The organism is Nocardiopsis sp. B62, from assembly GCF_018070675.1.
Classification (GTDB): Bacteria; Actinomycetota; Actinomycetes; order Streptosporangiales; family Streptosporangiaceae; genus Nocardiopsis; species Nocardiopsis prasina.
Window position 1 is genome coordinate 37,744 of the sequence record NZ_JAGPXK010000029.1, and the last position, 21,826, is coordinate 59,569.

The window sequence follows — 21,826 nt, forward strand, 5'->3', positions numbered from 1 at the left end:
ACACACACCACCCAGGACCAGGCCCAGGCCATGGACAAGGCGGCGCACCTCATCGAGGCGCTGCCCTGGCTCTCGCGCTTCCACGGCCGCACGGTCGTGGTCAAGTACGGCGGCAACGCCATGATCAGCGAGGAGCTGCGGGTCCGCTTCGCGGAGTCCATCGTCTTCCTCTACTACGCGGGCCTGCGCCCCGTCGTCGTCCACGGCGGCGGACCCCAGATCAGTGCCATGCTCGACCGCTCCGGCGTCGAGTCCAGCTTCACCGCCGGCCTGCGGGTCACCACCGACGAGGCCATGGACATCGTCCGCATGGTCCTCACCGGACAGGTCAACCGCGAGATCGTCGGTCTGATCAACCAGCACGGCCCGTTCGCGGTCGGCATGTCCGGCGAGGACGCCAACCTCCTCTACGCCGAGCGCAAGAGCGTGGAGGTGGACGGCGAGACCGTCGACATCGGCCGGGTCGGCGAGGTCAGCGAGGTCAACCCCGGTGCCGTGTCCGCGCTCATCGCGGACGGCCGCATCCCCGTCGTCTCCAGCGTCGCGCGCGCCGACGACGGCGGCGTCTACAACGTCAACGCCGACATCGCCGCCTCCGCGCTCGCCGTGGCCCTGGGCGCGAGCAAACTCATCATGCTCACCGACGTCGAGGGCCTGTTCGCCGACTACCCGGCCAACACCGACCTCATCCGGCGCCTCAACGTCGACGAGCTGCGCGCCATCCTGCCCTCCCTCTCCTCGGGCATGCTCCCCAAGATGGAGGCCTGCCTGAAGGCGGTCGAGGGCGGCGTGCCCCAGTCCCACATCATCGACGGCCGTGTGCCGCACTCCCTGCTCCTCGAGGTCTTCACCGACCTCGGAGTGGGCACGATGGTCGCCGACGAGGAGCTGGAGGCCGAACTCCTCTCCGGAAACGGCCACTACCCGCGCCCCTGGCGCCCCACGTACACCACCGATCAGAACCCGGGAGCCCACAAGTGACCAGCAGCGACCTGAGGGAGCGCTTCGCCGCCTCGCTCATGCCCAACTACGGCGTGCCGCCGGTGGCCCTGTCCCTCGGGCGCGGCTGCGAGGTCTACGACGCCGACGGCCGCCAGTACCTCGACCTGATCGCGGGCATCGCCGTCTCCAGCCTCGGACACGGACACCCCGCCCTGGTCAAGGCGGTCGCGCACCAGGCGGCCACCCTCGCCCACACCAGCAACCTCTTCGTGCACGAGCGCGAGGTCCAGCTGGCCGAGCGCCTCGTGGAGCTGGTCGGCGGCGACGCCAAGGTCTTCTTCGCCAACTCCGGCACCGAGGCCAACGAAGCCGCGCTCAAGCTGGTCAAGCGCGCCGCCGGATCGGGCCGCCACTACTTCGTGGCCGCCGCCAAGGGCTTCCACGGCCGCTCCGCGGGGGCCCTCGCCCTGACCGGCAAGGACTCCATCCGCGAGCCCTTCGGCCCCTTCGGCATGGACGTGCGCTTCGTGCCCCACGGCGACATCGACGCCCTCACCGAGGCGGTCGACGAGAACTGCGTGGCCGTGTTCGTCGAACCCACCCAGGGTGAGGCGGGCGTGGTCCCCGCTCCCGAGGGCTACCTCGCCGGGGTCCGCGCCCTGTGCGACCGCACCGGCGCCGCCTTCGTCCTGGACGAGATCCAGAGCGGTATCGGCCGCACCGGTGAGTGGTTCGCCCACCAGGAGGAGGGCGTGCGTCCCGACGTGCTCACTCTCGCCAAGGGCCTGGGCGGCGGCCTGCCCATCGGCGCCTGCGTCGGTTTCGGCCGCTTCGCCGACGCCTTCCACAAGGGCGACCACGGCTCCACCTTCGGCGGCAACCCCGTGGCCTGCGCCGCCGCCCTCGCCGTCATCGACACCATCGAGGCCGAGGGGCTGCTCGCCCACACCAAGGTGATGGGCGACCTCCTCGCCGAGCAGATCGAGGGCATCGACCACCCGCTCCTGGCCGGACAGCGCGGCAGCGGTCTCTGGCGGGCCCTCGTGCTCACCGGACCGCACGCCGCGCACGTCCAGGAGCAGGCCGCGGTCCGCGGCTTCCTGGTCAACGCGGTCGCCCCCGACGCGATCCGTCTGGCCCCGCCCCTGGTGATCACCCCGGAACAGATCGGGGTGTTCATCGAGGCACTGCCCACCATCCTCGACGCCGCCGAGGCCGCCGCCACGAAGGAGCAGCAGTCATGACCCGGCACTTCCTGCGTGACGACGACCTCACGCCCGAAGAGCAGAGCCGCGTCCTCGACCTCGCCGACGAGATGAAGCGGGACCGCTTCGCGTACCGCCCCCTGGCTGGTCCGCGCACCGTCGCCCTCCTCTTCGACAAGCCCTCGACCCGGACCCGGCTGTCCTTCTCCGTGGGCGTCGCCGACCTCGGCGGCAGCCCGCTGGTCCTGGACTCCGGCAGCACCCAGATGGGGCGCGGCGAACCCCTGGAGGACACCGCCCGCGTCCTGGAGCGCCAGGTCGCCGCCGTCGCCTGGCGCACCTTCGCCCAGGCCGACGTGGAGAACCTCGCCCGGCACATCGGCGTCCCGGTGATCAACGCGCTGACCGACGAGTTCCACCCCTGCCAGATCCTCGCCGACCTCCAGACGGTCCGCGAGTCCAAGGGCACGCTGGCCGGGCTCACCCTCGCCTACCTCGGCGACGGCGCCAACAACATGTCCCACTCCTACCTGCTGGGGTGCGCCACCGCCGGGATGCACGTGCGGATCGGCGCCCCCGAGGGGTTCCACCCGGACGAGGTCGTGCTCACCCGGGCCCGCGAGATCGCCGAGGGCACCGGCGGGTCGGTCACCGTCACCACCGACCCCCGCCAGGCCGCCGAGGGCGCCGACGTCGTGGCCACCGACACCTGGGTGTCCATGGGCCAGGAAGGCCAGAAGGAGGACCGGGAGGCCCCGTTCCGCCCCTACATCGTGGACGAGGACCTGGTGGCCGCCGCCCACCCCGAGGCCATCGTCCTGCACTGCCTGCCCGCCTACCGGGGCAAGGAGATCACCGCCGGGGTCATCGACGGCCCCCAGAGCGTGGTCTGGGACGAGGCCGAGAACCGCCGCCACGTCCAGAAGGCCCTGCTCGCCCACCTGCTGGAGAGCAGCGACAACCCCGAGCCCGAGACACGATGAGCCACGACCACAGCGGACCGGTCCCGATGACCAAGGCCGCCCGGCACGCCCGCATCACGGACGTCCTCACCCGTGAGGACGTCCGCTCCCAGGGGGAACTGGCCAAACGCCTCTCCGAGGCCGGGGTGCAGGTCACCCAGGCCACCCTCTCCCGGGACCTGGACGAACTGGGCGCGGTCAAACTCCGTACCGCCGACGGTCACCTGGCCTACGTGCTCCCGGGGGAGGGCGGCGAACGCCTCCAGCGCACCCGCCCTGACACCCTCAGCCTCGAACAGGTCTCCGGGGCCCGCCTCACCCGGCTGGCCGAGGACCTGCTCGTCTCGGCCGAGGCCTCCGCCAACATGGTCATCGTGCGCACCCCGCCGGGGGCCGCCCAGTACCTGGCCTCGGCCATCGACCACACGGACTTCCACACCATCCTGGGGACCATCGCCGGAGACGACACCATCCTGGTGATCTCCCGGGACCCCCAGGGCGGGGATGACCTCGCCGCGGCGCTGCTGCGGCTGGCCGACCGCAGACCCTGACGGCCCTGGCGCCGTCAACCCGGCTTCGGACGGCCCGCGCCGTCCCCCGCACCAACCGAAACGTCACGAAGGAGACCACGATGGCCGACCAGCCCGAGGCCCTGCGCCTGTGGGGCGGCCGCTTCGAGGGGGGACCGGACCAGGCCCTGGCCCGCCTCTCGCTCAGCACCCACTTCGACTGGCGCCTCGCCCGCCACGACATCGCCGGATCGCGCGCCCACGCCCGCGCCCTGCACCGCGCCGGGCTGCTCACGGCCGACGAACTGGACCGCATGATCGCGGGACTGGACCGGCTGGAGACCGACGTGGCCTCCGGGGACTTCACCCCCGTGCTGGAGGACGAGGACGTGCACACCGCGCTGGAGCGCGGGTTCATCGAGCGGGTCGGACCCGAACTCGGCGGGCGGCTGCGCGCCGGGCGCTCCCGCAACGACCAGATCGCCACCCTGGTGCGCATGTACCTGCGTGAGGAGGCCCGGTCCATCGCCGACCAGCTCCTCGACCTCGTGCGCGCCCTCGCCGACCAGGCCGGGGCGCACCCGGACGCCGCCATGCCCGGCCGGACCCACCTCCAGCACGCGCAGCCGGTGCTGCTCGCCCACCAGCTGATGGCGCACGCCTGGCCTCTGGTCCGGGACGTCGAACGACTCCGGGACTGGGACCGCCGCGCCGCCGTCTCCCCGTACGGCTCCGGCGCCCTGGCCGGGTCCTCCCTGGGGCTGGACCCCGAGGCGGTCGCCGACGAACTCGGCTTCCCGGCCTCCTCGGAGAACTCCATCGACGGGACGGCCGCTCGCGACGTCGTCGCCGAGTTCGCCTTCGTCACCGCCATGATCGGCGTGGACCTGTCCAGGCTCTCGGAGGAGATCATCCTGTGGGCGACGAAGGAGTTCTCCTTCATCACCCTCGACGACGCCTTCTCCACCGGCTCGTCGATCATGCCGCAGAAGAAGAACCCCGACGTCGCCGAGCTCGCCCGTGGCAAGGCGGGGCGGCTGGTGGGTGACCTCACCGGTCTGCTCACCACGCTCAAGGGGCTCCCGCTGGCCTACAACCGGGACCTCCAGGAGGACAAGGAGCCGGTCTTCGACGCGGTGGACAGCCTGCACCTGCTGCTGCCCGCCATGACCGGCATGGTCGCCACGCTCACCTTCCACACCGACCGGATGGCCGAGCTGGCCCCGCAGGGCTTCTCCCTGGCCACCGACATCGCCGAATGGCTGGTCCGCGAGCGCGTCCCCTTCCGTGATGCCCATGAGATCGCCGGTACCTGCGTGCGGGTCTGCGAGGAGCGCGGCATCGACCTGCCCGATCTCACCGACGCCGACTTCGCGGAGATCTCCGAGCACCTGACCCCGGGCGTGCGCGAGGTCCTGACCGTCCCGGGTTCCCTGGCCTCCCGCGCGGGCCGGGGCGGCACCGCCCCCGTCCGCGTCGCCGAACAGCTCGGGCGCCTGCGCTCCGACGTCGAGGAGCACCGCAAGGCCTTCGTGGCCTAGCCCCCGGCCGTCCGACGCACGGACCCGGATCAGTCCGAGCGGCGGGCGGCCCAGACGGAGCGCACGGTACGCACCGTCAGGTCGTCGCGGCGCGTGATCCCGCCCGGGCCCCCGGCGTCCAGCAGCCGGTCGAGCGCCGCGAGGTCCTCGGGGGCCAGCTCGTCGGCCACGCCCTCCCGCAGGCGCCGGAGACTGGTGAGGGCGTACTCGCCGATCACCGGGTCCCCGGCGCCCTCGACCTCCGCCGTCACGGTGCGCTCGCCCTCGATGACGAACCCGTTGTCCGTCAGCTTCCGCGTCCAGTCCGCGCCCCGGTGCGGCAGGTGCCCGGCGTGCCACCGGTCGCTCACCGCGTGCAGGGCCTCCTCCAGTCCGGGCCGCTCCTGCGGGGCGTCCTCGGGCAGGAAACGAGGGAAGCCGGACAGCTCCACCAGAGCGAGGAGCCCGCCGGGCGCGAGCAGGTCCCGGACCCGGCGCAGGGCGAGGTCGGGGTCGGCCATGTGGTGCAGGGACGCCGAGGCCCACACCAGGTCCGGGGCGCCGAGATCGGGCCAGTCGGCCTGGTCGAGGTCGGCCAGGACGGTGCGCACGCGGCCCTCGACCCCCGCTTCCCGTGCCTTCACCCGCAGCCGGTCCAGGTGCTCGGCCGAGGAGTCGACGGCGGTCACACGGGCCTCGGGGAAGCGGTCCAGGAGCGGCAGGGTCCCGGCCCCGGTACCGGAGCCGAGGTCGACGATCTCGCGCGGTTCCTCCCGGAGCGGCAGCCAGCCGATGACGCGGTCGGTCTGCGGTGCCATGACCCGCGCGTCGAGGTCGAGGATCACCGCCTGGTCGTGGGAGCCGGGAGCGGGCCGGTGGCCCGCCTGGTGGTCGTGGTGCTGGTGCTCGGAGTGCTGACCGTGGTGTGTGTGAGAGTGCGTCATGCGCCCAGGTTAGGCACCCCTTGCGCCTGTGGCAGTACTGCTTTCGCCAAAAGCAAGAAAGTGCCGACCGCGGCTGCCGGACGCGCAAGCGCGCCCGCTTCCGGGCTCACGCGGGGGAGTCCTCCGCGCCGCCCCGCTGGTGCCCACGGCGGGCGTCCCGATCGAAGATGCCGAGGATCTCGCACGGACCGCCCTCCGCCCCGATCGCGTGCGGAAGCATGGTCGGGAACTCCGCCGCCTGGTTGGTCTCGATCCGTAGGCGCCGTTCTCCCAACAGCAGCACGGCCGTGCCGGACAGCACGACCAGCCACTCCCGGCCGGGGTGCGCCCGCATCCGAGACGGCTGGTCCGGCGGGGGATCGGTCAGCCTCTGGCGCATGACGGTCATGCCGGGGTCCGCCCTCACCGGCCAGCGCAGCGTGCCGTGGTTGCCGTCGACCATCGGGCTGGTGACGACGTCGTCGGTGGCGCTCTCCACGAGCTGGTCCAGGGTGGTGTCCAGCGCCCGGGCGAGCGTCACCAGGCTGTCGAGGGCCAGTCGGCGCTGCCCGTTCTCGATCCGGCTCAGGGTCGACTGGCTCAGCCGGGCGCGTGCGGCCAAGTCCTCCAGGGACCAGCCCTGCGCCACCCGAAGGGCGCGGATACGCCCTCTGACCAGCCGGTCCAGATCACGATCCTCTTGCGTCATGGGCAGAACCCTATGTCCCAGGAGCAACAACCGCACTGAGGTACGGACTTCCGGCACCATCCCCTGACATGCGTGCACACACCAGACCACCGACGCACCCAGGGCCCGTGCCCGCGAGGGATCCAATCTCCGATTCCCCCGCGCCAGGGGGAAGAGTGCGGTAGCGTCCAGAGTCTGCGGACACCGCACGTGTTTCCATCTGCGCGTACCGTGACGACCCGTGCGGGGACCGGCACGCACCAAGCGTGGTCTCCGGTGCCCGCGTCGAGTCCGTGGGAGGAGCGCAGTGGGTCAGCCAGTGAGCACGGGTCGCGGGCCCAAGAGCGGGAACGGTCCCGGCATCAGGACACAGCTCAACCGGATCGTGCTGATCCCCACCGTCACCTTCCTCGCGCTGTTCATCCTGCTCAGCACGGCCACACTCGCGCAGGCGGTGTCGTTGCACCACTCCGTCACCGACGGCCGAGCCGGGGCCGACCTCGCCGGAGCGCTCACGGCGCTCCAGGACGAACGCCGACTCGGCGTCGAGTTCGTGACCGACCCCGGCGGCGACAGCCGACAGGCGCTGGTCGACGCGGCGCGGACCACCGACGAGGCCCTCGCCCAGCTCCGCCAGGTACGCGACACCCTGGAGGGCGGCCGGGGCGAACCCGAGCCGCTGGCCCTGGCGTTCTTCGGCTCCCTGGAGGACGTCCAGGCACTGCGCACCGACAATCTCGCCGACCCCGGCCCGGTGACGGAGGTCCTGGACACCTACACCGGCGCGATCGAACAGGGCATCCGCCTCTACTCGGCCACCGTCCAGGGACTGGACGACGGGCTCGTCTCCGACGCCGCCTCCGAGGCCGACAACCTGCTGTGGTCCATGGAGAGCTTCGGCCACGTCGACGCCGTCATCACCGCCGTTCTCGCGGAGAACGACCTCACCCGCTCGCACCAGGCCGAGATCGCCTCGCTCGCGGGCGACACGCGTCGCCGTCTGAGCGCGGAGGAGACGCCCGAGGAGATCCCGGACCGGGGTGCCGAGGCCCCCGCGGAGGCCGGGCTCGCTCCCGGGACGGTCTCCCAGGAGGAGGATCAGGCCTCCCGCGTCGAGCGGATCACCCGCGGTGCCGCGTGGGTGGAGGCCATGGGGATCGCCGACACCCTCATGCAACACGAGGCGCCCGTGGAGATCGACCCCCTCACCGGGGAGATCAACCGCGACCGCACCCCGCCGAGCGGCCTCGGCGACTGGCGAGAGGCGGCCGACGAGGTCAACACCGGGCTCGCCGAGGTCACCACCGACCGGGTGGACAGCGTGGTCACCTCCACCGAGGAGGCCAGCTCGTGGATGTTCACGATGGCCCTCGGCGGCGGTATCACCTCCCTGTTCGCCGGAACGGTCGCCTACGGGGTGGCCGCCAGCTCGGCCAGCCGCCTCACCTACCGGTTGGCCAGGCTCCGGGCGGAGACACTGGGGATCGCCCGCAGCGACCTCCCTCGGATCGTGCGCCGTCTGGAGGCGGGGGAGAGCGTGGACCTCGACACCGAGATGAAGCAGCTCGACCACGGAACCGACGAGGTCGGACAGGTGGCCGACGCCTTCAACATCGCCCAGCGCACCGCAGTCGGCGCCGCCGTCAAGCAGTCCGACATCCGTGCGGGCGTCAGCCGGGTCTTCCTCGGCATCGCCCATCGCAACCAGTCCCTCGTGCAGCGTCAGCTCCAACTCCTGGACCGCGTGGAGCGGGAGGAGGAGGACCCGGACCTGCTGGAGAGCCTCTTCCAGCTCGACCACCTCGCGACCCGGGGCCGCCGCCACGCGGAGAACCTCATCATCCTCGGCGGCGCCCAGCCCGGCCGGCGCTGGCGCCACCCCGTCCCGCTCGTGGACATCCTGCGCGGAGCCATCTCCGAGACCGACGAGTACGCACGGGTCGAACTCACCTCCGTACCGGACCTGTCGCTGGTGGGAGCGGTGGTCGCCGACGTCATCCACCTGCTCGCGGAGCTGGTCGAGAACGCGACCGCCTACTCGCCGCCGCACACGAACGTCACCATCGCCACGGACAACGTCCCCAAGGGTGTGGTGATCGAGATCGAGGACCGGGGGCTGGGCATGACGGAGGAGGTCCTGGACGAGAACAACGCCACGCTCTCCGAGGCGCCGGAGTTCGACGTCATGACCCCCGGAACGGACGGCCGCCTCGGTCTGTTCGTCGTGGCCAGGCTCGCCCTCAAGCACGAGATCGGTGTGCAGCTGCGGCACTCGCCCTACGGAGGAACCCGCGCCGTGGTGCTCGTGCCCAACGCCCTGGTGGTCTCCAGCGGCGGCGCCCCGGTGGAGCGCCCCCGGGCGGCGGTGCTCGCCCGCTCCAACGGTGTGAGCCCCGAACCCCAGGCGGGCGAGGACCACGACGGCCCCGCCGACCTGCTGGCCGCGGAGTCGGGGCCCCGACACGCCCGCCCCGTCCTGCGGTCGGTCCCCGAGCACGACGACCGCCAGCCCGGCGACGAGACGAACGACCATGTCCCCGACGGCCCGCTGCTGCGCCAGGTGCCGGACCTGACACCCGAGCCCGAGCCCACGCCGGACGACCCCGGACCCGAGCCCGGACGGTCGCGGCCCAGCGGCCACGCACCCCTGCCCCGAAGAGGAGGAGACGAGACGGGTGCCGGATCCAGACCGGACCGGGCGGGCCTGCCCCGCCGCAGGCGGCAGGCCAACCTCGCACCCCAGCTCCGCGACGACCCCTCGACCGGGGCGGACCCGCACGGCTCCGGACCGGTGTCGCAGCGAAGCCCCGAACAGGCCCGCCGCATGATGGACGCCTTCAGCGCCGGAACCCGACGCGGTCGAGCCGAGGAGATCGGCCGCGACGGGCTCGCGCACAGCAGTGATGACCAGGTCGGTGCAGGCGCCGACGACCACACAGGAGAGAGCGACTGAGATGGTGGGCATGAGCAAGGCCGCGGACAACCTGGACTGGCTCCTTGACGACCTGGTCGACCGCGTCGTGGGCGCCAGCCACGCGATCGTGCTGTCGGCCGACGGACTGCTGCTCGGGCGCTCCCGGGGACTGGTCTCGGACGACGCCGAGCATCTTTCCGCGGTGGCCTCCGCGTTCCAGAGCCTGGCCCGGGGCACCGGGCGCCACTTCGGCGGCGGCGACGTCCGCCAGACCGTCGTGGAGATGGAGCACTCGTACCTGTTCGTCACCGCGGCGGGCACCGGGGCCTGTCTGGCCGTCCTGGCGACCGAGGACGCCGACGTCGGACTGGTCGCCTACGAGATGAACCTCCGGGTCAAGAGGGTGGGCCAGTTCCTTACCGCGCCGCCACGGCGCCCGGGCCACCTCACGGCCATGGGAGGCGGGAGTTCGTGAACACCCCGGGCGAACAGCGCGGCGGCTCGCTGTCGAGCGTGCCGTCGGTGAGAGGAGAGCGGGAGGGTGCGGGCCCGGCACGGCGTACGCACCCCACCTGGCACCGGGGCAGAGGGCACCCCACCTCCGAGGGGCCAGCGGCCGGGGCCACCGCGGGCGACGCCCCGGCCGGTCCGCTGGTCCGTCCCTACACGATGACCAGGGGCAGGACCCGACCCGGCAGCGCCGGGCGCGGGCTGGACCTGATCACGATCGTCATGGCCGCCCGCGACCTCGACGACCGCGTCCGCGACCCCGAACTCCAGGCGATCCTGGCCCTGTGTCGCAGGCCCATCTCGGTCGCGGAGATCTCCGCGCGCCTGGACATCCCCCTGACGGTGGTCAAGGTGCTCCTGGGAGACCTGGTGGCCGAGGGCGACGTCCACACCCGGGCAGCGATGCCCGTGACCCAGCTTCCCGAGAAGAAAGTACTTCAGGCGGTACTCGATGGCATCCGCAGACTCTGAGAACCGACCGGGTACGCAGGACGCGCGTGAGGCGCCGGAGGCGATACCCCAGGCGGTCAAGATCATCATCGCCGGAGGGTTCGGCGCAGGCAAGACGACGATGGTGGCCTCCGTCAGCGAGATCACCCCGCTCAGCACCGAGGAGGTGATGACCGAGGCCAGCCAGGGGGTCGACGACCTCGGGGGAGTGGAGAACAAGTACACGACGACCGTCGCGCTGGACTTCGGCCGCATCACGATCAACGACGACATCGTGCTGTACCTGTTCGGAACACCGGGACAGGACCGCTTCTGGTTCATGTGGGACGAGCTGGTGGAGGGTGCCCTGGGCGCCGTGGTGCTGGCCGACACCCGTCGGCTGGACACGTGCTTCCACGCGGTGGACTTCTTCGAACGCCGGGGCGTGCCGTTCGTGGTCGCCGTCAACCAGTTCGACGGGGCGGCCCACTACGAGCCGGAGGAGGTGCGCGAGGCGCTGGACATACCGTCGGAGGTGCCGCTGCTGATGGCGGACGCCAGGGAACGGGAGTCGTCCAAGGACGTCCTCGTCCAGCTGGTCACCCACGTCATCAACAGCCGTCGCCCGGTGCTCAGCGGTTGACCGGGCGACCCCGCCAGTCCGAGCCGGGTCGGTCCGTTGTACGTTCGGGAGAAACGCCCGTGAATGTGGTGTTGAACGCTACAATGTCGCGGCAGTGACCACCCGCTTTGACAGCGCGCCCCATCCACTTCTCGTCTGAATCCTGGTATGCGAAACTCTGACCGACTTCCCCCACGCGAACTGCCCAAGCGGCGTTCCGGACGCCACCGCAACCCGCTGTCCTTCGACAACTGGTTCGGTACCCCCACACTGATCATGGCGGTCCCGGGCACTGCCGAACAGGCCAGGGACGCCGACGGTGAGTTGATCGGTGCCCGAATGGCCGATCTCGTCCGGGCCTACCGCCCCGAGGTCACCATCAGGTTCGGGCACACCGAGGGCCACGAACTGGGTATCGAAGAGGCCCTGGCCGACCTGGAGAAGTCCGACGAACGACCACTCGGCGGTGTCGTGGTCCCCCTGGTCACGGCGCCGCACGGGGGCACCAACGCCGCGGTGGCGGCGGCCGTGGCCTCCTCCGGGGCCGACGTCCGCGTCACCGAGGGCCTGGGCCCGCACCCCATGCTGGCCGAGGTGCTGCACCTGCGCCTGGCCGAGGCCGGGTTCGTGCGCGCCGACCGGATGCGCCTGATCAGCGTGACCGCCCGCAACACCACCATGGCCGACGGCGTCGTCGTCGGTGCCGTGGGCGGAGAGGGCGCCGTGGGAGCGGCCGGCGTCACCGCCGTGCTGCTCGCGGCCCGGCTCGGGCTGACGGTGCTCCCGGCCGACCTGGAGAACGAGGCCTCGATCGAGCAGGTCGTGGCCCACTTGCGCCAGGGCGGCTGTCAGCGTCCGGTCATCGCGCCCAGCGCCGTCGGCCCGGAGATCCCGGCCCAGTACTTGGCCGACCTCGCCGAGCGCCACGGCGCCCGTCCCGGGGCTCCCCTGGGGGCGGACAGCCTCCTGGGCAAGATCGCCGCGCTGCGCTACGCCGAGGTGCTCAACTCGCTCGGTGTGGAGCAGCCGCCCACCGCCGAGGAACTGCCCGCCCCGGTGGGTTCCCGACACCGTCCGGAGTCCTGATTCCGCGACACGCCCCGCCAGGACTCCGTCGAACAGGGCCGCCCGGACCACCGGGCGGCCCTGTCGCGTTGATCGGCGGTGACCTGCCCCTTCACCCCGGACACGAACCGCCCCAGGGCGTGCTCGGCGGCCCTTCCCACAAGCTCGGATAACTAGTCGTGATTGTTTGACAACGTACGGCAATGGTTTTTCGATAGCCTCGGCAGGACCGAAAGCCGCCGAGGCACCTCCCCAGGACGCCCCGGCACCCGCACGGGCTGGAGGGGGCCATTGCGAAGAACACACGCGTCCACCCGGACGATCCGCGGGCAGCTCACCCGGATCGTGCTCATCCCGAGCCTGTGCTTCCTCGCGCTCTGGCTCATCGTGGCCACACTCGGGACAGCCCAGGCCGCCCAGCTCATGAGCGCCGTGAGCCAGGCCCGCGAGGGCACCGAGGTCCTGTCCGGGGTCGCGACCGAGCTCCGCGCCGAACGCCGCCTGTCCATGGTCCACCTGGGCGTCCAGGACGCCGGAGGGGAAGCGACCCTCCAGGACGACCTTGAGGAGCAGCGCGCCAGCACGGACGACGCCCTGGCCGAGGCCGTGGCCCTCGGCGAGGGACTGGAGGACGGCCGTGACGTCGAGGTGAACCGCCACGCCGCTCTGGTGACCGGCGCCCCGGACCGCCTCGAGGCCCTGCGCTCCACGGTCGACGCCCGCACGGCCAACCGGGAGGAGGCCCTCAGCGGCTACAGCGACCTCCTGGGGACCCTCACAGACACCGTCATCGCGCTGCTGCACACCACCGACGGCGGGGAGAACCTCACCGACGCGGTCCTCACCAGGGAGCTTCTCGCCGCCCGTGAGGAGTACGCGACGGCCGACGCCCTGCTCGCCGGGGTCATCGCGGCGGAGCGGATGACCTATGAGGAGACGGCCCACTTCACCTTCCTCACCGCCTCCTACCGCGCCACCCTCGACACCGTCAGCCACGCCATGCACCCCAGCGTCCGCGCGGCCCACGAGGCCCTGGTCCAGGACGACGCGTGGACCAGGGCGGAGGGGTTCAGCCGCAGGGTCGTCACCCGGCCCCCGGTCGCGCAGAACGACGACGCCCTCCCCGGCCAGGAACCCCTCACCGAGTGGAACTCCGCCATCGACATCGAGGCCAACGACTGGGACACCTCCTCGGCCGTCGCCGCCCGGTCCCTGGACGACATCGCCAGGACCCAGATCGAACGCACCGTCGACCTCGCCTGGAGTGCGGCCCTGCTCAGGGTCACGCTCGGAGTCGCGGCCGCCACCGTGACCCTGCTCGGCGGAGTGGTCGCCATCGCGCTCGTGGGCCGGTCCTCGCGCCGCCTCACCGAACGCCTCACCTGTCTGCGCGAACAGATCCTGGACCGCGACGCGGACCTGCCCGACATCATCGAGCGGGCCCAGCGCGGGGACAAGGTCGACGTCGTGGACGAACTCCCGGCCCTGGACGAGGAGGGCGACGACGAGATCGGACAGGTCGCCGACGCCTTCGACAGCGCCCAGATCACCGCGGTGGAGGCGGCCGTCCGCCAGGCCGAGATCCGCAGGGGCGCCAACCGAGCCTTCCTGGGGATCGCCTTCCGCAACCAGACCCTGGTCCAACGCCAACTGCGCCTGCTCGACGAGATCGAGTACAAGGAGCAGGACCCCGAGGCGCTGCGCCGACTCTTCCGACTGGACCACCTGGCGACCCGCGCCCGCCGCTACGCCGACAACCTCATCATCCTGGGCGGTGGCCAGTCCGCGCGCCGTTGGCGCCAGCCCCGCCCCCTTGTGGACGTGCTGCGCGCCTCCATCGCCGAGACCGAGGACTTCGAGCGCGTTCGGCTGACGTCCGCGCCCCGGGTGCTCATGCATGGCCAGGTCGTGGCGGACGTCGTTCACCTCCTCGCCGAACTGGTGGAGAACGCCACCCAGTTCTCTCCCGCCGGGACCACCGTGGACATGGGTTGCGCCCCGGTCGGCGGCGGACTCGTGGTGGAGATCGAGGACCGCGGGCTGGGCATGTCCGAGCAGGGCTACGCGGCGGCCGAGCGCACGCTCACACGGCCGCCGGAGTTCGACGTCATGGCCCTTCCGGACGACCCGAGGCTGGGGCTGTTCGTCGTGGCCCGCCTGGCCGAACGGCACGGCATCCGCGTGTGGCTGCACCCCTCGCCCTACGGCGGGACTCTGGCCACCGCGCTCATCCCGGACAGCCTGCTGGAGCCCGTGGACAACCCGGTCCCCGTCACCGGGGCCCCGGCTGGGGTGCCCGCCTTCCCGGGCGCGCTGAGTCACCTGACCGGCCAGGGGACCGGCCAACAGACGGGACCCCGGGGACCGTTCGGCCAGTCCGGGCCCCAAGGGGTCCCCGACCAGCACGACCCCCGCTCCCGGACCGGGCCTCAGCCCCAGACCGGCCCCCAGGCCCGTACCGGGCCTCAACCCCAGACCGGGCCTCAACCCCAGACCGGCCCCCAGGCCCGTACCGGCCCTCAGCCCCGGACGGCGGGCCCTCGGCCACCGAGCGGCGCGCACTACCGGATCGGGGCCTCGGAGCCACGAGGGCCGTACGGGCCCTCCGGCGCCCAGCGACCGCACGACCCGTCGGCGCCGCAGAACCGCGGCGGCACCACGGGGCCGTCCGTTCGGCTCGACTCCGGGGAACAGGCCCCCTTCGGTCCCGCGCCGACCGACACCTCGCCCTTCCCGACACCACCAGGAGGACCCAGTGACCGCTGAGGGCCGCCGCGCCCGTCGCCTGACGGAACGTGGCCCGGCCGACCGCACCGACGCGAACGGCCACAGACCCGTCGACGAGGCAGAGGACGCGGGGAACGAGAGGTTCCTGCGCCCCTACGCCGTCGACGTCGGAACCACGGAACACGCCGCGCCGCGCACCACGGACTCCGCCGACCTCGACCTGCTCACCCTCGTGGTGGCCGCCCGCACCCCCGGCCACCACGAGTGGCTGCGCCCGGAGCGGGAGGCCATCCTCAACCACGCAAGGCGCGCCCGGACAGTGGCCGAGCTCGCCGCCGAGGTCGGTCTCCCCATGGGACAGGTGCGCTCGATGGCCACCGTCATGGTCGCCGAGGGTTCACTCCAGTGCTGCGGCCCCTCACGTCCCCTGGGACACGAGGACATCCTGCACGCCGTGCTGGTGGGACTGCGCTCACTGTGATCCGCGGCCGCTTGTCCCGTGTTCCTCGTCACCCGGTGCCCGGGCGCCGGACACCGGGTTGCTAGCGTGCGCCCATGCGCAGCACCGAACACATCGGCATCATCGGAGCGGGGATCGTCGGCCTGGCCCTGGCCCGCCACATCACCCTCCACCGCCCCGGCACCCGAGTCACCGTCCTGGAGAAGGAGAACCGGGTCGCCGCGCACCAGACCGGCCACAACAGCGGCGTCGTCCACGCCGGCCTCTACTACCGCCCTGGTTCACTCAAGGCCACCCTCTGCCGCAGGGGGGTCGGACTGCTCAGGGACTACTGCGCGGAGAACGGCCTGCCCTACGAGGAGGCGGGCAAGCTCCTCGTCGCGGTGAACGCCGAGGACGAGGCGCGCCTGGACGACATCGAGGGCAAGGCGAAGGAGAACGGCGTCCCCGGCGTCACCCGTCTCGGCCCCGACGGACTGCGCGAGATCGAACCCCACGCGGTTGGCGTCGGGGCGCTGCACTCGCCCACCACGGCCATCACGGACTTCGTCGCGGTCGCCGAACAGCTCGCCGACGACGTGCGCCGCTCCGGTGGCCGGGTCCTGCTCAACACCCCCGTCATCGACCTCCGCCAGGACCACGACGGCACGGAGGCCCTGACCGGGGACCCCAAGGGGGAGCGGGTCATCCACCGGTTCGACCGCATGGTCCTGTGCGGCGGACTCCAGAGCGACCAGCTCGCCCGCATGGCAGGCGGCGGCGCCGACCCCAGGGTCGTCCCCTTCCGGGGTCACTACCACGAACTCGTTCCTGAGCGCCGCGATCTCGTGCGAGGCCTGCTCTACCCGGTCCCCGATCCCAGGTACCCATTCCTGGGCGTGCACCTGACCCGCCACGTGCACGGCGAGGTCATGGCCGGGCCCAACGCCATCCTGGCCCTGGCCCGGGAGGGATACCGAGCCCGCGACCTGCGGGCCCGCGAGTTCGCGCAGACGCTCGCCTGGCCCGGCTTCTGGCGCCTGGCCCGCCAGCACTGGACCGTCGGCGCCCGGGAGACGCTGGTGTCGGCCTCCAAGGCGGTGTTCGCCGGTCAGGCCCGTCGCCTGCTCCCCGAACTCACCGCCGCCGACCTGCGTCCCGCCCCCGCCGGTGTGCGGGCCCAGGCGCTGGGCCGGGACGGCGGACTCCTGGATGACTTCCACGTGGACACGCACGGTCGGGTCGTGTGCGTGCGCAACGCGCCCTCCCCGGCGGCGACCTCCTCCCTGGCGATCGCCGAGTTCCTGTACGACCACCACGTCAACGCGGGCTGAGGCAGGACAGCCGGGAAGGTTTCACCGGGGTGGGGACCCCCGTGGAGGCGGACCGGCGGGGTGTGTCGGAGCGGAGTTATCCACAGGTTCGAGGACACTCTGGTACTGACCGCCCGCCCGGCGGAGCATGGAATCACCGGTCACCCCCGGGACGGTCCCGGGGGCGCCGGTGGAGGTGACATGCGCCCGACCAGGTGGGCCCAGGTGGCCCTCGCCACCGTGCTCGTACTCGTTCTCACGGCGGCGGTGTCCGCCGTCGGCCCCCGAGGAGGACCCTTGGACGGATTCACCATCGGCCACCTGCCCGCGCAGGTCGGGCCAGAGGCCTCGGCCTCGGACTTCACCTACGAGTGGGGAGACGTCGCCTTCACCCAACGGGCCTGGGAACAGGCCAAGGAGGGTGGTGGGTTCGAGGTGCTGCTCCAGGTCCTGGTCCTGAGGGGGGAGGAGCTCACCGACCTGGATACTGTCCGCTCCTTCCTCACCCGCTACCACGAGCGCGATCCCGACACCTGGGAGCTGGGCGACTTCGACAACAACGGGACCGGGGGACTGTACGGGGGGTCCGAGGCCTTCTGGACGCCCGCGCCTGGGGTGGCCGTCGAGGTCCGTGACCCCTTCGGGCTGATCGGCGAAGAGGAGATCCTGGCGACCGCACGGGGCATGGCCCAGGAGAACCCGGCCTAGGGCGCTGGCCCGGGGTGCCGGGCCAGCGCGTCACGTGATCAGCGGATCGGCGCGGGGGCCGGTCAGCAACCGTCGAGAACCTCGCGCAGCGCGGTCTCCTCTTCGGGATCGGCGGTCAGGTCCCACTTGTGCTTGACCTCGATCCAGGACACCACGTAGTCGCAGTGGGAGGACTCCAGAGGCGGCAGCCAGTTCGCCGGGTCCGCGTCACCCTTGGCCCGGTTGGTCGAGGCGCTCACCGCCCACAGCTGCGAGGAGTCGAGGTCGTTGGCGAACTCCTGGCGCTCCTCGGTCGACCAGGCGTGGGCACCCGACCGCCACCCCTCCTTCAGCGCCACCATGTGGTCGATGTCGATGTCCTGCGCGTCGGTGAAGGTCTCACCGTCGTAGGGGCTGTGCCAGGAACCGGAGACCGGCTGACACTTGTCGTTGGTCTGGACGTCCTCACCGTCGCGGAGCAGCACGACCTGACGGGTGGAGCAGTTGTCCTGGACCCCGGAGTCCCAGTGAGGGAACAGCGCGCGGTCGTATCCCGGCGGGTCGTTCTCCTCCTCGACACGGATCTCCTCCAACCGCTGCCTGGCCTGGTCGACGTCGGAGGAACTCGACTCCGGTGAGCTCTGCGGTTCGGTACCGGATTCACCGAACTCCAGGTCGATCACGCCCAGCTGCTGCAGAACGAAGGCGGCGAGCACGAGGACGCCGACGACGGTACTGATGATCGCGGTCAGCCGAGAGGAGGGCTTCCCGCCCCTGGCGGGGTTTCGGGGGGAGGATTTCTGGGCCATCGGGGAACTCCAACACTGTCTTGCCTCCCGTGACGGGCGGGTCGTCCGATCCGGGTCCCTCAAGCTTGGCCCATCACCGGCCCGGACCGTAACGACACCCGGGGTCAGATCTCCCTGGCCCCCTCATCGCGGCCGGGCCAGTTGTCCAGGGCGCGGACGAAGCCCTCCACCAGCACGGCGTAGCTCTCGTCGACGTCCTCCGGCAGCCCGAAGCCGCCGTGGGTCTCCAGATCGACGAACCCGTGCACGGCGCTGCGCAGCGCGCGGATCGTGTGCACCATCTGCCGCTCGGGGATCGCGAACCCGCGCAGCACCGCGGCGATCACCTCGACGGGCCGAGCGAAGGTCGCTCGCGCCTCGGTGTCCGTCGGGGCGGGAGCCCGCTGGATCGACACGTAGCGGCCCGGGTATTCCAGCGCGTAGCGACGGTGGGCATCGAAGAGCGCCCGCAGGGCATCAGGGCCGGACCGGCCCGTCGCGGCGGACCGGAGCCGCTCGGCGAGTTCGCCGACGGCGAGCAGGGACACCTCCCGTCGCAGCCCGTCCAACCCGTCGACGTGCTTGTACAGGCTCGGGGTCGCCACACCCAACCGCTTCGCCAGCGCCGCCAGGGACAGGCTGTCGAACCCGCGTTCGTCGACGAGCGACGCCGCCTCCGCGGTGACCACCACGGGGGTCAGCCCCGCCCTAGGCAACGGCTTCCGCCTTCTCGATCAGGTCGACCAGCGCGGGAACCACGACGTCGGGGCGCTGGGACTGCGTGTAGTGGCCGCAGTCGGGGACCATGACCACGTCGCCCCGCACCACGGAGGCCACCCAGTCGGCCTCTGCACGGGGGTCCTTCCAGTCGGGGTCCAGCTCGCCCATGATCACCACGGCCCGAGCGGACAGCCCGCTCGCGTCGTCGATCGTCTCGTTGGTGACCCCGATGGTTCGGGCCACGGCCCGACGCCGCTCGGCGGGGCGGAGCATCGCGTGGACGCGCGCCTTCTGCTCGGCGTGCCCCTCGGGGACGCGCCCCTTGTGCAGGGAGTCGTAGACCATCGTCAGACCCCGCGCCATCCAGGGCCCGGAGACGAGGAGCCTCAGCGAGGCACGCTCCAGTCGGCTCTGGACGCCGGGTCGCAGGAACGGGCCGAGCAGGGCGATACCGCTCACCAGGTCGGGACGGTCCAGCGCGGCGATGGTCGCGGCCGCCGCGCCCATGGAGTTGCCCGCGACGACCACCCTCCCGCCGCCGAGTTCCTCCGCCAGGGCGACGACGTCGCCGGCGGCCACGCGGCTGTCGTAGCGCTCGAAGGTGGTGTCGCTGTCCCCGTGTCCGCGCAGGTCCATGACGGCCACGCGGTTCCCGGCCTCGGCGAGCGCGGCGGCGACGAACCGGAAGGAGGAGCGGTGGTCGAACATGCCGGGCACGCAGATCACGAGTGTTCCGGTGTTCCCGGCACCGTGGAGGTCATAGGCGATTCGCCCGTCGGGGCGCTGGAGGTGGTGCATGACGGTGTCCCTCGTCCGTGGCGCGAACCCTGTGGCTCATGCCCATAGCCATAAAGCTAATCCCATTAGCCCAGCGCGTCAAGGCACGGCCCTTACCGGTGTCCTACGCGCACCCGCTGCCGCGTGAACTGGGCCGACACCCGGCCGGTAGCGTGGTCGTGTGAGGGATAACCGGGTGCCCCGTGCGCACGGTCGCCCTACACTGCTAGGCAGATCGGGCCGAGGGCCCGCCTACACAACAGAGAGCTACACAGTGATCGACATCATCGACGAACTCCAGTGGCGCGGACTGATCGCGCAGACGACCGACCTTGACGCACTCCGCAAGGCGCTGGCCGATGGTCCGATCACCCTCTATTGCGGATTCGACCCCACCGCGGGCAGCCTGCACGTCGGCCACCTCACCCAGGCGCTCACCCTGGCCCGCTTCCAGCAGGCCGGGCACCGGCCCATCGCCCTCGTCGGCGGTGGCACGGGCCTCATCGGCGACCCCAAGCCCAACGCCGAGCGCCAGATGAACTCGGTGGAGACGGTGCTGGACTGGGTCGGGAACCTGGCCGGGCAGCTCTCCGCCTTCCTGCGGTTCACGCCTGAGGGCGAGCAGGCGGGCCCGACCGACGCCATCCTCGCCAACAACGGGGACTGGCTGGGGCAGATGAACGCGATCGAGCTGCTCCGGGACGTGGGCAAGCACTTCAGCATCAACCAGATGCTGGCTCGGGAGACGGTCAGGAGCCGCCTCGACGGTGAGGGCATGAGCTACACCGAGTTCAGCTACGTCCTCCTCCAGTCCTACGACTTCGTCGAGCTCTACCGCCGCTACGGCTGCACGCTCCAGACGGGCGGCTCGGACCAGTGGGGCAACATCACCGCCGGAATGGACCTGGTCCGCCGGATCGAGGGGAACGAGCCGCACGGCCAGGCGCACGCTCTGACCACGAACCTGCTCACGAAGGCCGACGGCACCAAGTTCGGCAAGACCGAGACCGGCACGGTGTGGCTCGATCCCGAACTGACCTCCCCGTACGCCTTCTACCAGTTCTGGTTCAACGCGGACGACCGCGACGTCATCCGCTACCTCAAGGTGTTCAGCTTCCTCTCCCGTGAGGAGATCGAGGACCTCGAACGCCAGACGGAGGAGCGTCCGCAGGCGCGTGCGGCGCAGCGCGCGCTCGCGGAGACGCTGACGACGCTGGTCCACGGTGAGGAGGAGACCCGCAAGGTCAAGGACGCCAGCCTGGCGCTGTTCGGCCGCGCGGACCTGACGGAGTTGGACGGCCGCACCCTGGATGCCGCTCTGGCCGAGGTACCCAAGGCCGAGGTCGACGGCCCGGTGGGGGATCTGTTGGTCACCGACCTGTTCGCGCTGAGCGGCCTGACGCCCAGCAAGTCGGCGGCCCGCCGTGCCATCCAGGAGGGCGGTGCCTACGTGAACAACGTGAAGGTCACCGACGTCGAGGCCACGCTGAGCGCGGATGACGTGCTCGCCGACCGCTTCGTCGTACTCCGTAAGGGCAAGCGCAACATCGGCGGCGTGGTCCTCAAGGGCTGACGCTCGGACGCACGCACGAGGGCCGGCTTCCACTGGGGAGACCGGCCCTCACCCGTTCGTGGTGTTCCGGGGCTTCCGTGGTCGCGTCTGGCGAAGGTTTGGCCTCGGGATGATTCGGGCACCACAGTTGTTGTCTGACTACAGCCGACGTAACCGGCGCGGGCCTGGTGTGAGGACCGCGCGCGGGTGCCAGAGGCCCGGATCCGCCGAGACGGCGCCCGTTCCGGGTCCTGACTTGACGTCCGCACCCGCCCCCTCTATAGTCGGACGAGTCGCTGCGGGACGGCGAGTGAGGCCTTCATGGCTTCGACTCGGAACCGGGCCGCGATCACCGACATCCTCTCTTCTCAGCAAGATGGTTCGAGCAGTCGCTCGGGCATGTAAGCTCGGGGAGTTGCTTCAAAAGCCCGGCGGAAACGCGGGGCGGAAGAAGCACCGGGAATTCTTTCTCCGGATCAGGTTTGAAGCGAAAACGCCGATTTGGCGGGGCGCGGAACACCTGATAAAGTAAAG

21 protein-coding genes are annotated in these 21,826 nt (G+C 71.5%); 15 read left to right on the forward strand and 6 right to left on the reverse strand.

Features of this window, described 5'->3' with window-relative positions:
* Positions 1–30 precede the first annotated feature (30 nt).
* The 5 genes from argB (at position 31) to argH (ending at position 5,159) form a co-directional block, all read left to right on the forward strand.
* On the forward strand, positions 31–981 hold the full coding sequence (gene argB / locus KBX21_RS22750; RefSeq protein WP_156208153.1) for an acetylglutamate kinase: 951 nt from the start codon (positions 31–33) through the stop codon (positions 979–981).
* A complete protein-coding gene (locus tag KBX21_RS22755; protein ID WP_049578266.1) occupies positions 978–2,186 on the forward strand; it encodes an acetylornithine transaminase in 1,209 nt (402 codons plus the stop codon). The genes argB and KBX21_RS22755 overlap by 4 nt, the downstream gene beginning before the upstream one ends.
* Positions 2,183–3,130, forward strand: a complete 948-nt coding sequence (gene argF, locus KBX21_RS22760; RefSeq protein WP_049578264.1) for an ornithine carbamoyltransferase — start codon at positions 2,183–2,185, stop codon at positions 3,128–3,130. Before KBX21_RS22755 ends, argF begins: the two co-directional genes overlap by 4 nt.
* Positions 3,127–3,660: an arginine repressor gene (locus KBX21_RS22765; RefSeq protein ID WP_049578261.1), complete on the forward strand. Its 534-nt coding sequence runs from the start codon at positions 3,127–3,129 to the stop codon at positions 3,658–3,660. The genes argF and KBX21_RS22765 overlap by 4 nt, the downstream gene beginning before the upstream one ends.
* Positions 3,661–3,740: 80 nt before the next feature.
* A complete protein-coding gene (argH, locus tag KBX21_RS22770) occupies positions 3,741–5,159 on the forward strand; it encodes an argininosuccinate lyase (protein ID WP_017546606.1) in 1,419 nt (472 codons plus the stop codon).
* A 29-nt stretch (positions 5,160–5,188) separates the two neighbouring features.
* On the opposite strand, the gene KBX21_RS22775 is transcribed toward argH, so the two are convergent.
* Both KBX21_RS22775 and KBX21_RS22780 read right to left on the reverse strand, forming a co-directional pair.
* Complete coding sequence (locus KBX21_RS22775) at positions 5,189–6,082, reverse strand: trans-aconitate 2-methyltransferase (RefSeq protein WP_210843581.1); 894 nt, start codon at positions 6,080–6,082, stop codon at positions 5,189–5,191.
* Positions 6,083–6,188: 106 nt separating this feature from the next.
* Entirely contained in the window at positions 6,189–6,770 is a 582-nt protein-coding gene (locus KBX21_RS22780) for an XRE family transcriptional regulator (RefSeq protein WP_049578256.1), read from the reverse strand.
* 286 nt (positions 6,771–7,056) lie between these two features.
* Here KBX21_RS22780 and KBX21_RS22785 point away from each other — a divergent pair, with 286 nt between their 5' ends.
* The 9 genes from KBX21_RS22785 to KBX21_RS22825 all read left to right on the forward strand — a co-directional run bounded on the left by KBX21_RS22785 (position 7,057) and on the right by KBX21_RS22825 (position 17,476).
* Positions 7,057–9,702: a nitrate- and nitrite sensing domain-containing protein gene (locus KBX21_RS22785; protein WP_307869253.1), complete on the forward strand. Its 2,646-nt coding sequence runs from the start codon at positions 7,057–7,059 to the stop codon at positions 9,700–9,702.
* A 1-nt stretch (position 9,703) separates the two neighbouring features.
* Positions 9,704–10,138 (forward strand): roadblock/LC7 domain-containing protein, encoded by a 435-nt coding sequence (locus KBX21_RS22790; protein WP_017546610.1) that lies wholly within the window; start codon positions 9,704–9,706, stop codon positions 10,136–10,138.
* Positions 10,135–10,644, forward strand: a complete 510-nt coding sequence (locus KBX21_RS22795) for a DUF742 domain-containing protein (protein ID WP_369801130.1) — start codon at positions 10,135–10,137, stop codon at positions 10,642–10,644. The genes KBX21_RS22790 and KBX21_RS22795 overlap by 4 nt, the downstream gene beginning before the upstream one ends.
* On the forward strand, positions 10,625–11,245 hold the full coding sequence (locus tag KBX21_RS22800) for an ATP/GTP-binding protein (RefSeq protein ID WP_049578253.1): 621 nt from the start codon (positions 10,625–10,627) through the stop codon (positions 11,243–11,245). Before KBX21_RS22795 ends, KBX21_RS22800 begins: the two co-directional genes overlap by 20 nt.
* A 147-nt stretch (positions 11,246–11,392) precedes the next feature.
* A complete protein-coding gene (locus KBX21_RS22805; RefSeq protein WP_049578250.1) occupies positions 11,393–12,310 on the forward strand; it encodes a sirohydrochlorin chelatase in 918 nt (305 codons plus the stop codon).
* A gap of 270 nt (positions 12,311–12,580) precedes the next feature.
* A complete protein-coding gene (locus KBX21_RS22810; RefSeq protein ID WP_082206676.1) occupies positions 12,581–15,055 on the forward strand; it encodes a nitrate- and nitrite sensing domain-containing protein in 2,475 nt (824 codons plus the stop codon).
* On the forward strand, positions 15,045–15,497 hold the full coding sequence (locus KBX21_RS22815; RefSeq protein ID WP_210843583.1) for a DUF742 domain-containing protein: 453 nt from the start codon (positions 15,045–15,047) through the stop codon (positions 15,495–15,497). Before KBX21_RS22810 ends, KBX21_RS22815 begins: the two co-directional genes overlap by 11 nt.
* A gap of 74 nt (positions 15,498–15,571) precedes the next feature.
* Positions 15,572–16,789, forward strand: coding sequence for an L-2-hydroxyglutarate oxidase (gene lhgO / locus KBX21_RS22820; protein WP_049578246.1), 1,218 nt, complete (start codon positions 15,572–15,574; stop codon positions 16,787–16,789).
* 180 nt (positions 16,790–16,969) lie between these two features.
* Positions 16,970–17,476: a hypothetical protein gene (locus tag KBX21_RS22825; RefSeq protein ID WP_082206674.1), complete on the forward strand. Its 507-nt coding sequence runs from the start codon at positions 16,970–16,972 to the stop codon at positions 17,474–17,476.
* A 62-nt stretch (positions 17,477–17,538) separates the two neighbouring features.
* On the opposite strand, the gene KBX21_RS22830 is transcribed toward KBX21_RS22825, so the two are convergent.
* The 3 genes from KBX21_RS22830 to KBX21_RS22840 form a co-directional block, all read right to left on the reverse strand.
* Positions 17,539–18,264 carry an HNH endonuclease family protein gene (locus KBX21_RS22830; protein WP_210843586.1) on the reverse strand — a complete coding sequence of 242 codons (726 nt, stop codon included), beginning with the start codon at positions 18,262–18,264 and terminating at the stop codon, positions 17,539–17,541.
* A gap of 104 nt (positions 18,265–18,368) precedes the next feature.
* Positions 18,369–18,959 carry a TetR/AcrR family transcriptional regulator gene (locus KBX21_RS22835; protein WP_210843588.1) on the reverse strand — a complete coding sequence of 197 codons (591 nt, stop codon included), beginning with the start codon at positions 18,957–18,959 and terminating at the stop codon, positions 18,369–18,371.
* Entirely contained in the window at positions 18,952–19,761 is an 810-nt protein-coding gene (locus tag KBX21_RS22840) for an alpha/beta fold hydrolase (protein ID WP_210843590.1), read from the reverse strand. The genes KBX21_RS22835 and KBX21_RS22840 overlap by 8 nt, the downstream gene beginning before the upstream one ends.
* Positions 19,762–20,014: 253 nt before the next feature.
* On the opposite strand from KBX21_RS22840, the gene tyrS reads away from it, so the two are divergent.
* Positions 20,015–21,313 carry a tyrosine--tRNA ligase gene (gene tyrS, locus KBX21_RS22845; RefSeq protein WP_049578235.1) on the forward strand — a complete coding sequence of 433 codons (1,299 nt, stop codon included), beginning with the start codon at positions 20,015–20,017 and terminating at the stop codon, positions 21,311–21,313.
* A gap of 328 nt (positions 21,314–21,641) precedes the next feature.
* On the opposite strand, the gene KBX21_RS22850 is transcribed toward tyrS, so the two are convergent.
* A partial coding sequence (locus tag KBX21_RS22850) for a hypothetical protein (RefSeq protein WP_210843593.1) occupies positions 21,642–21,826 on the reverse strand: 185 nt, incomplete at its 5' end.

What these genes read in the sequence shown, in the direction of transcription:
- argB (WP_156208153.1), top strand. Translation starts at nt 31, where the DNA reads ATGGACAAGGCGGCGCACCTCATCGAGGCGCTGCCCTGGCTCTCGCGC.
- argH (WP_017546606.1), top strand. Translation starts at nt 3,741, where the DNA reads ATGGCCGACCAGCCCGAGGCCCTGCGCCTGTGGGGCGGCCGCTTCGAG.
- KBX21_RS22800 (WP_049578253.1), top strand. Translation starts at nt 10,625, where the DNA reads ATGGCATCCGCAGACTCTGAGAACCGACCGGGTACGCAGGACGCGCGT.
- argF (WP_049578264.1), top strand. Translation starts at nt 2,183, where the DNA reads ATGACCCGGCACTTCCTGCGTGACGACGACCTCACGCCCGAAGAGCAG.
- KBX21_RS22790 (WP_017546610.1), top strand. Translation starts at nt 9,704, where the DNA reads ATGGTGGGCATGAGCAAGGCCGCGGACAACCTGGACTGGCTCCTTGAC.
- KBX21_RS22765 (WP_049578261.1), top strand. Translation starts at nt 3,127, where the DNA reads ATGAGCCACGACCACAGCGGACCGGTCCCGATGACCAAGGCCGCCCGG.
- KBX21_RS22805 (WP_049578250.1), top strand. Translation starts at nt 11,393, where the DNA reads ATGCGAAACTCTGACCGACTTCCCCCACGCGAACTGCCCAAGCGGCGT.
- KBX21_RS22775 (WP_210843581.1), bottom strand. Translation starts at nt 6,082, where the DNA reads ATGACGCACTCTCACACACACCACGGTCAGCACTCCGAGCACCAGCAC.
- KBX21_RS22830 (WP_210843586.1), bottom strand. Translation starts at nt 18,264, where the DNA reads ATGGCCCAGAAATCCTCCCCCCGAAACCCCGCCAGGGGCGGGAAGCCC.
- KBX21_RS22840 (WP_210843590.1), bottom strand. Translation starts at nt 19,761, where the DNA reads ATGCACCACCTCCAGCGCCCCGACGGGCGAATCGCCTATGACCTCCAC.
- KBX21_RS22825 (WP_082206674.1), top strand. Translation starts at nt 16,970, where the DNA reads ATGCGCCCGACCAGGTGGGCCCAGGTGGCCCTCGCCACCGTGCTCGTA.
- lhgO (WP_049578246.1), top strand. Translation starts at nt 15,572, where the DNA reads ATGCGCAGCACCGAACACATCGGCATCATCGGAGCGGGGATCGTCGGC.
- KBX21_RS22780 (WP_049578256.1), bottom strand. Translation starts at nt 6,770, where the DNA reads ATGACGCAAGAGGATCGTGATCTGGACCGGCTGGTCAGAGGGCGTATC.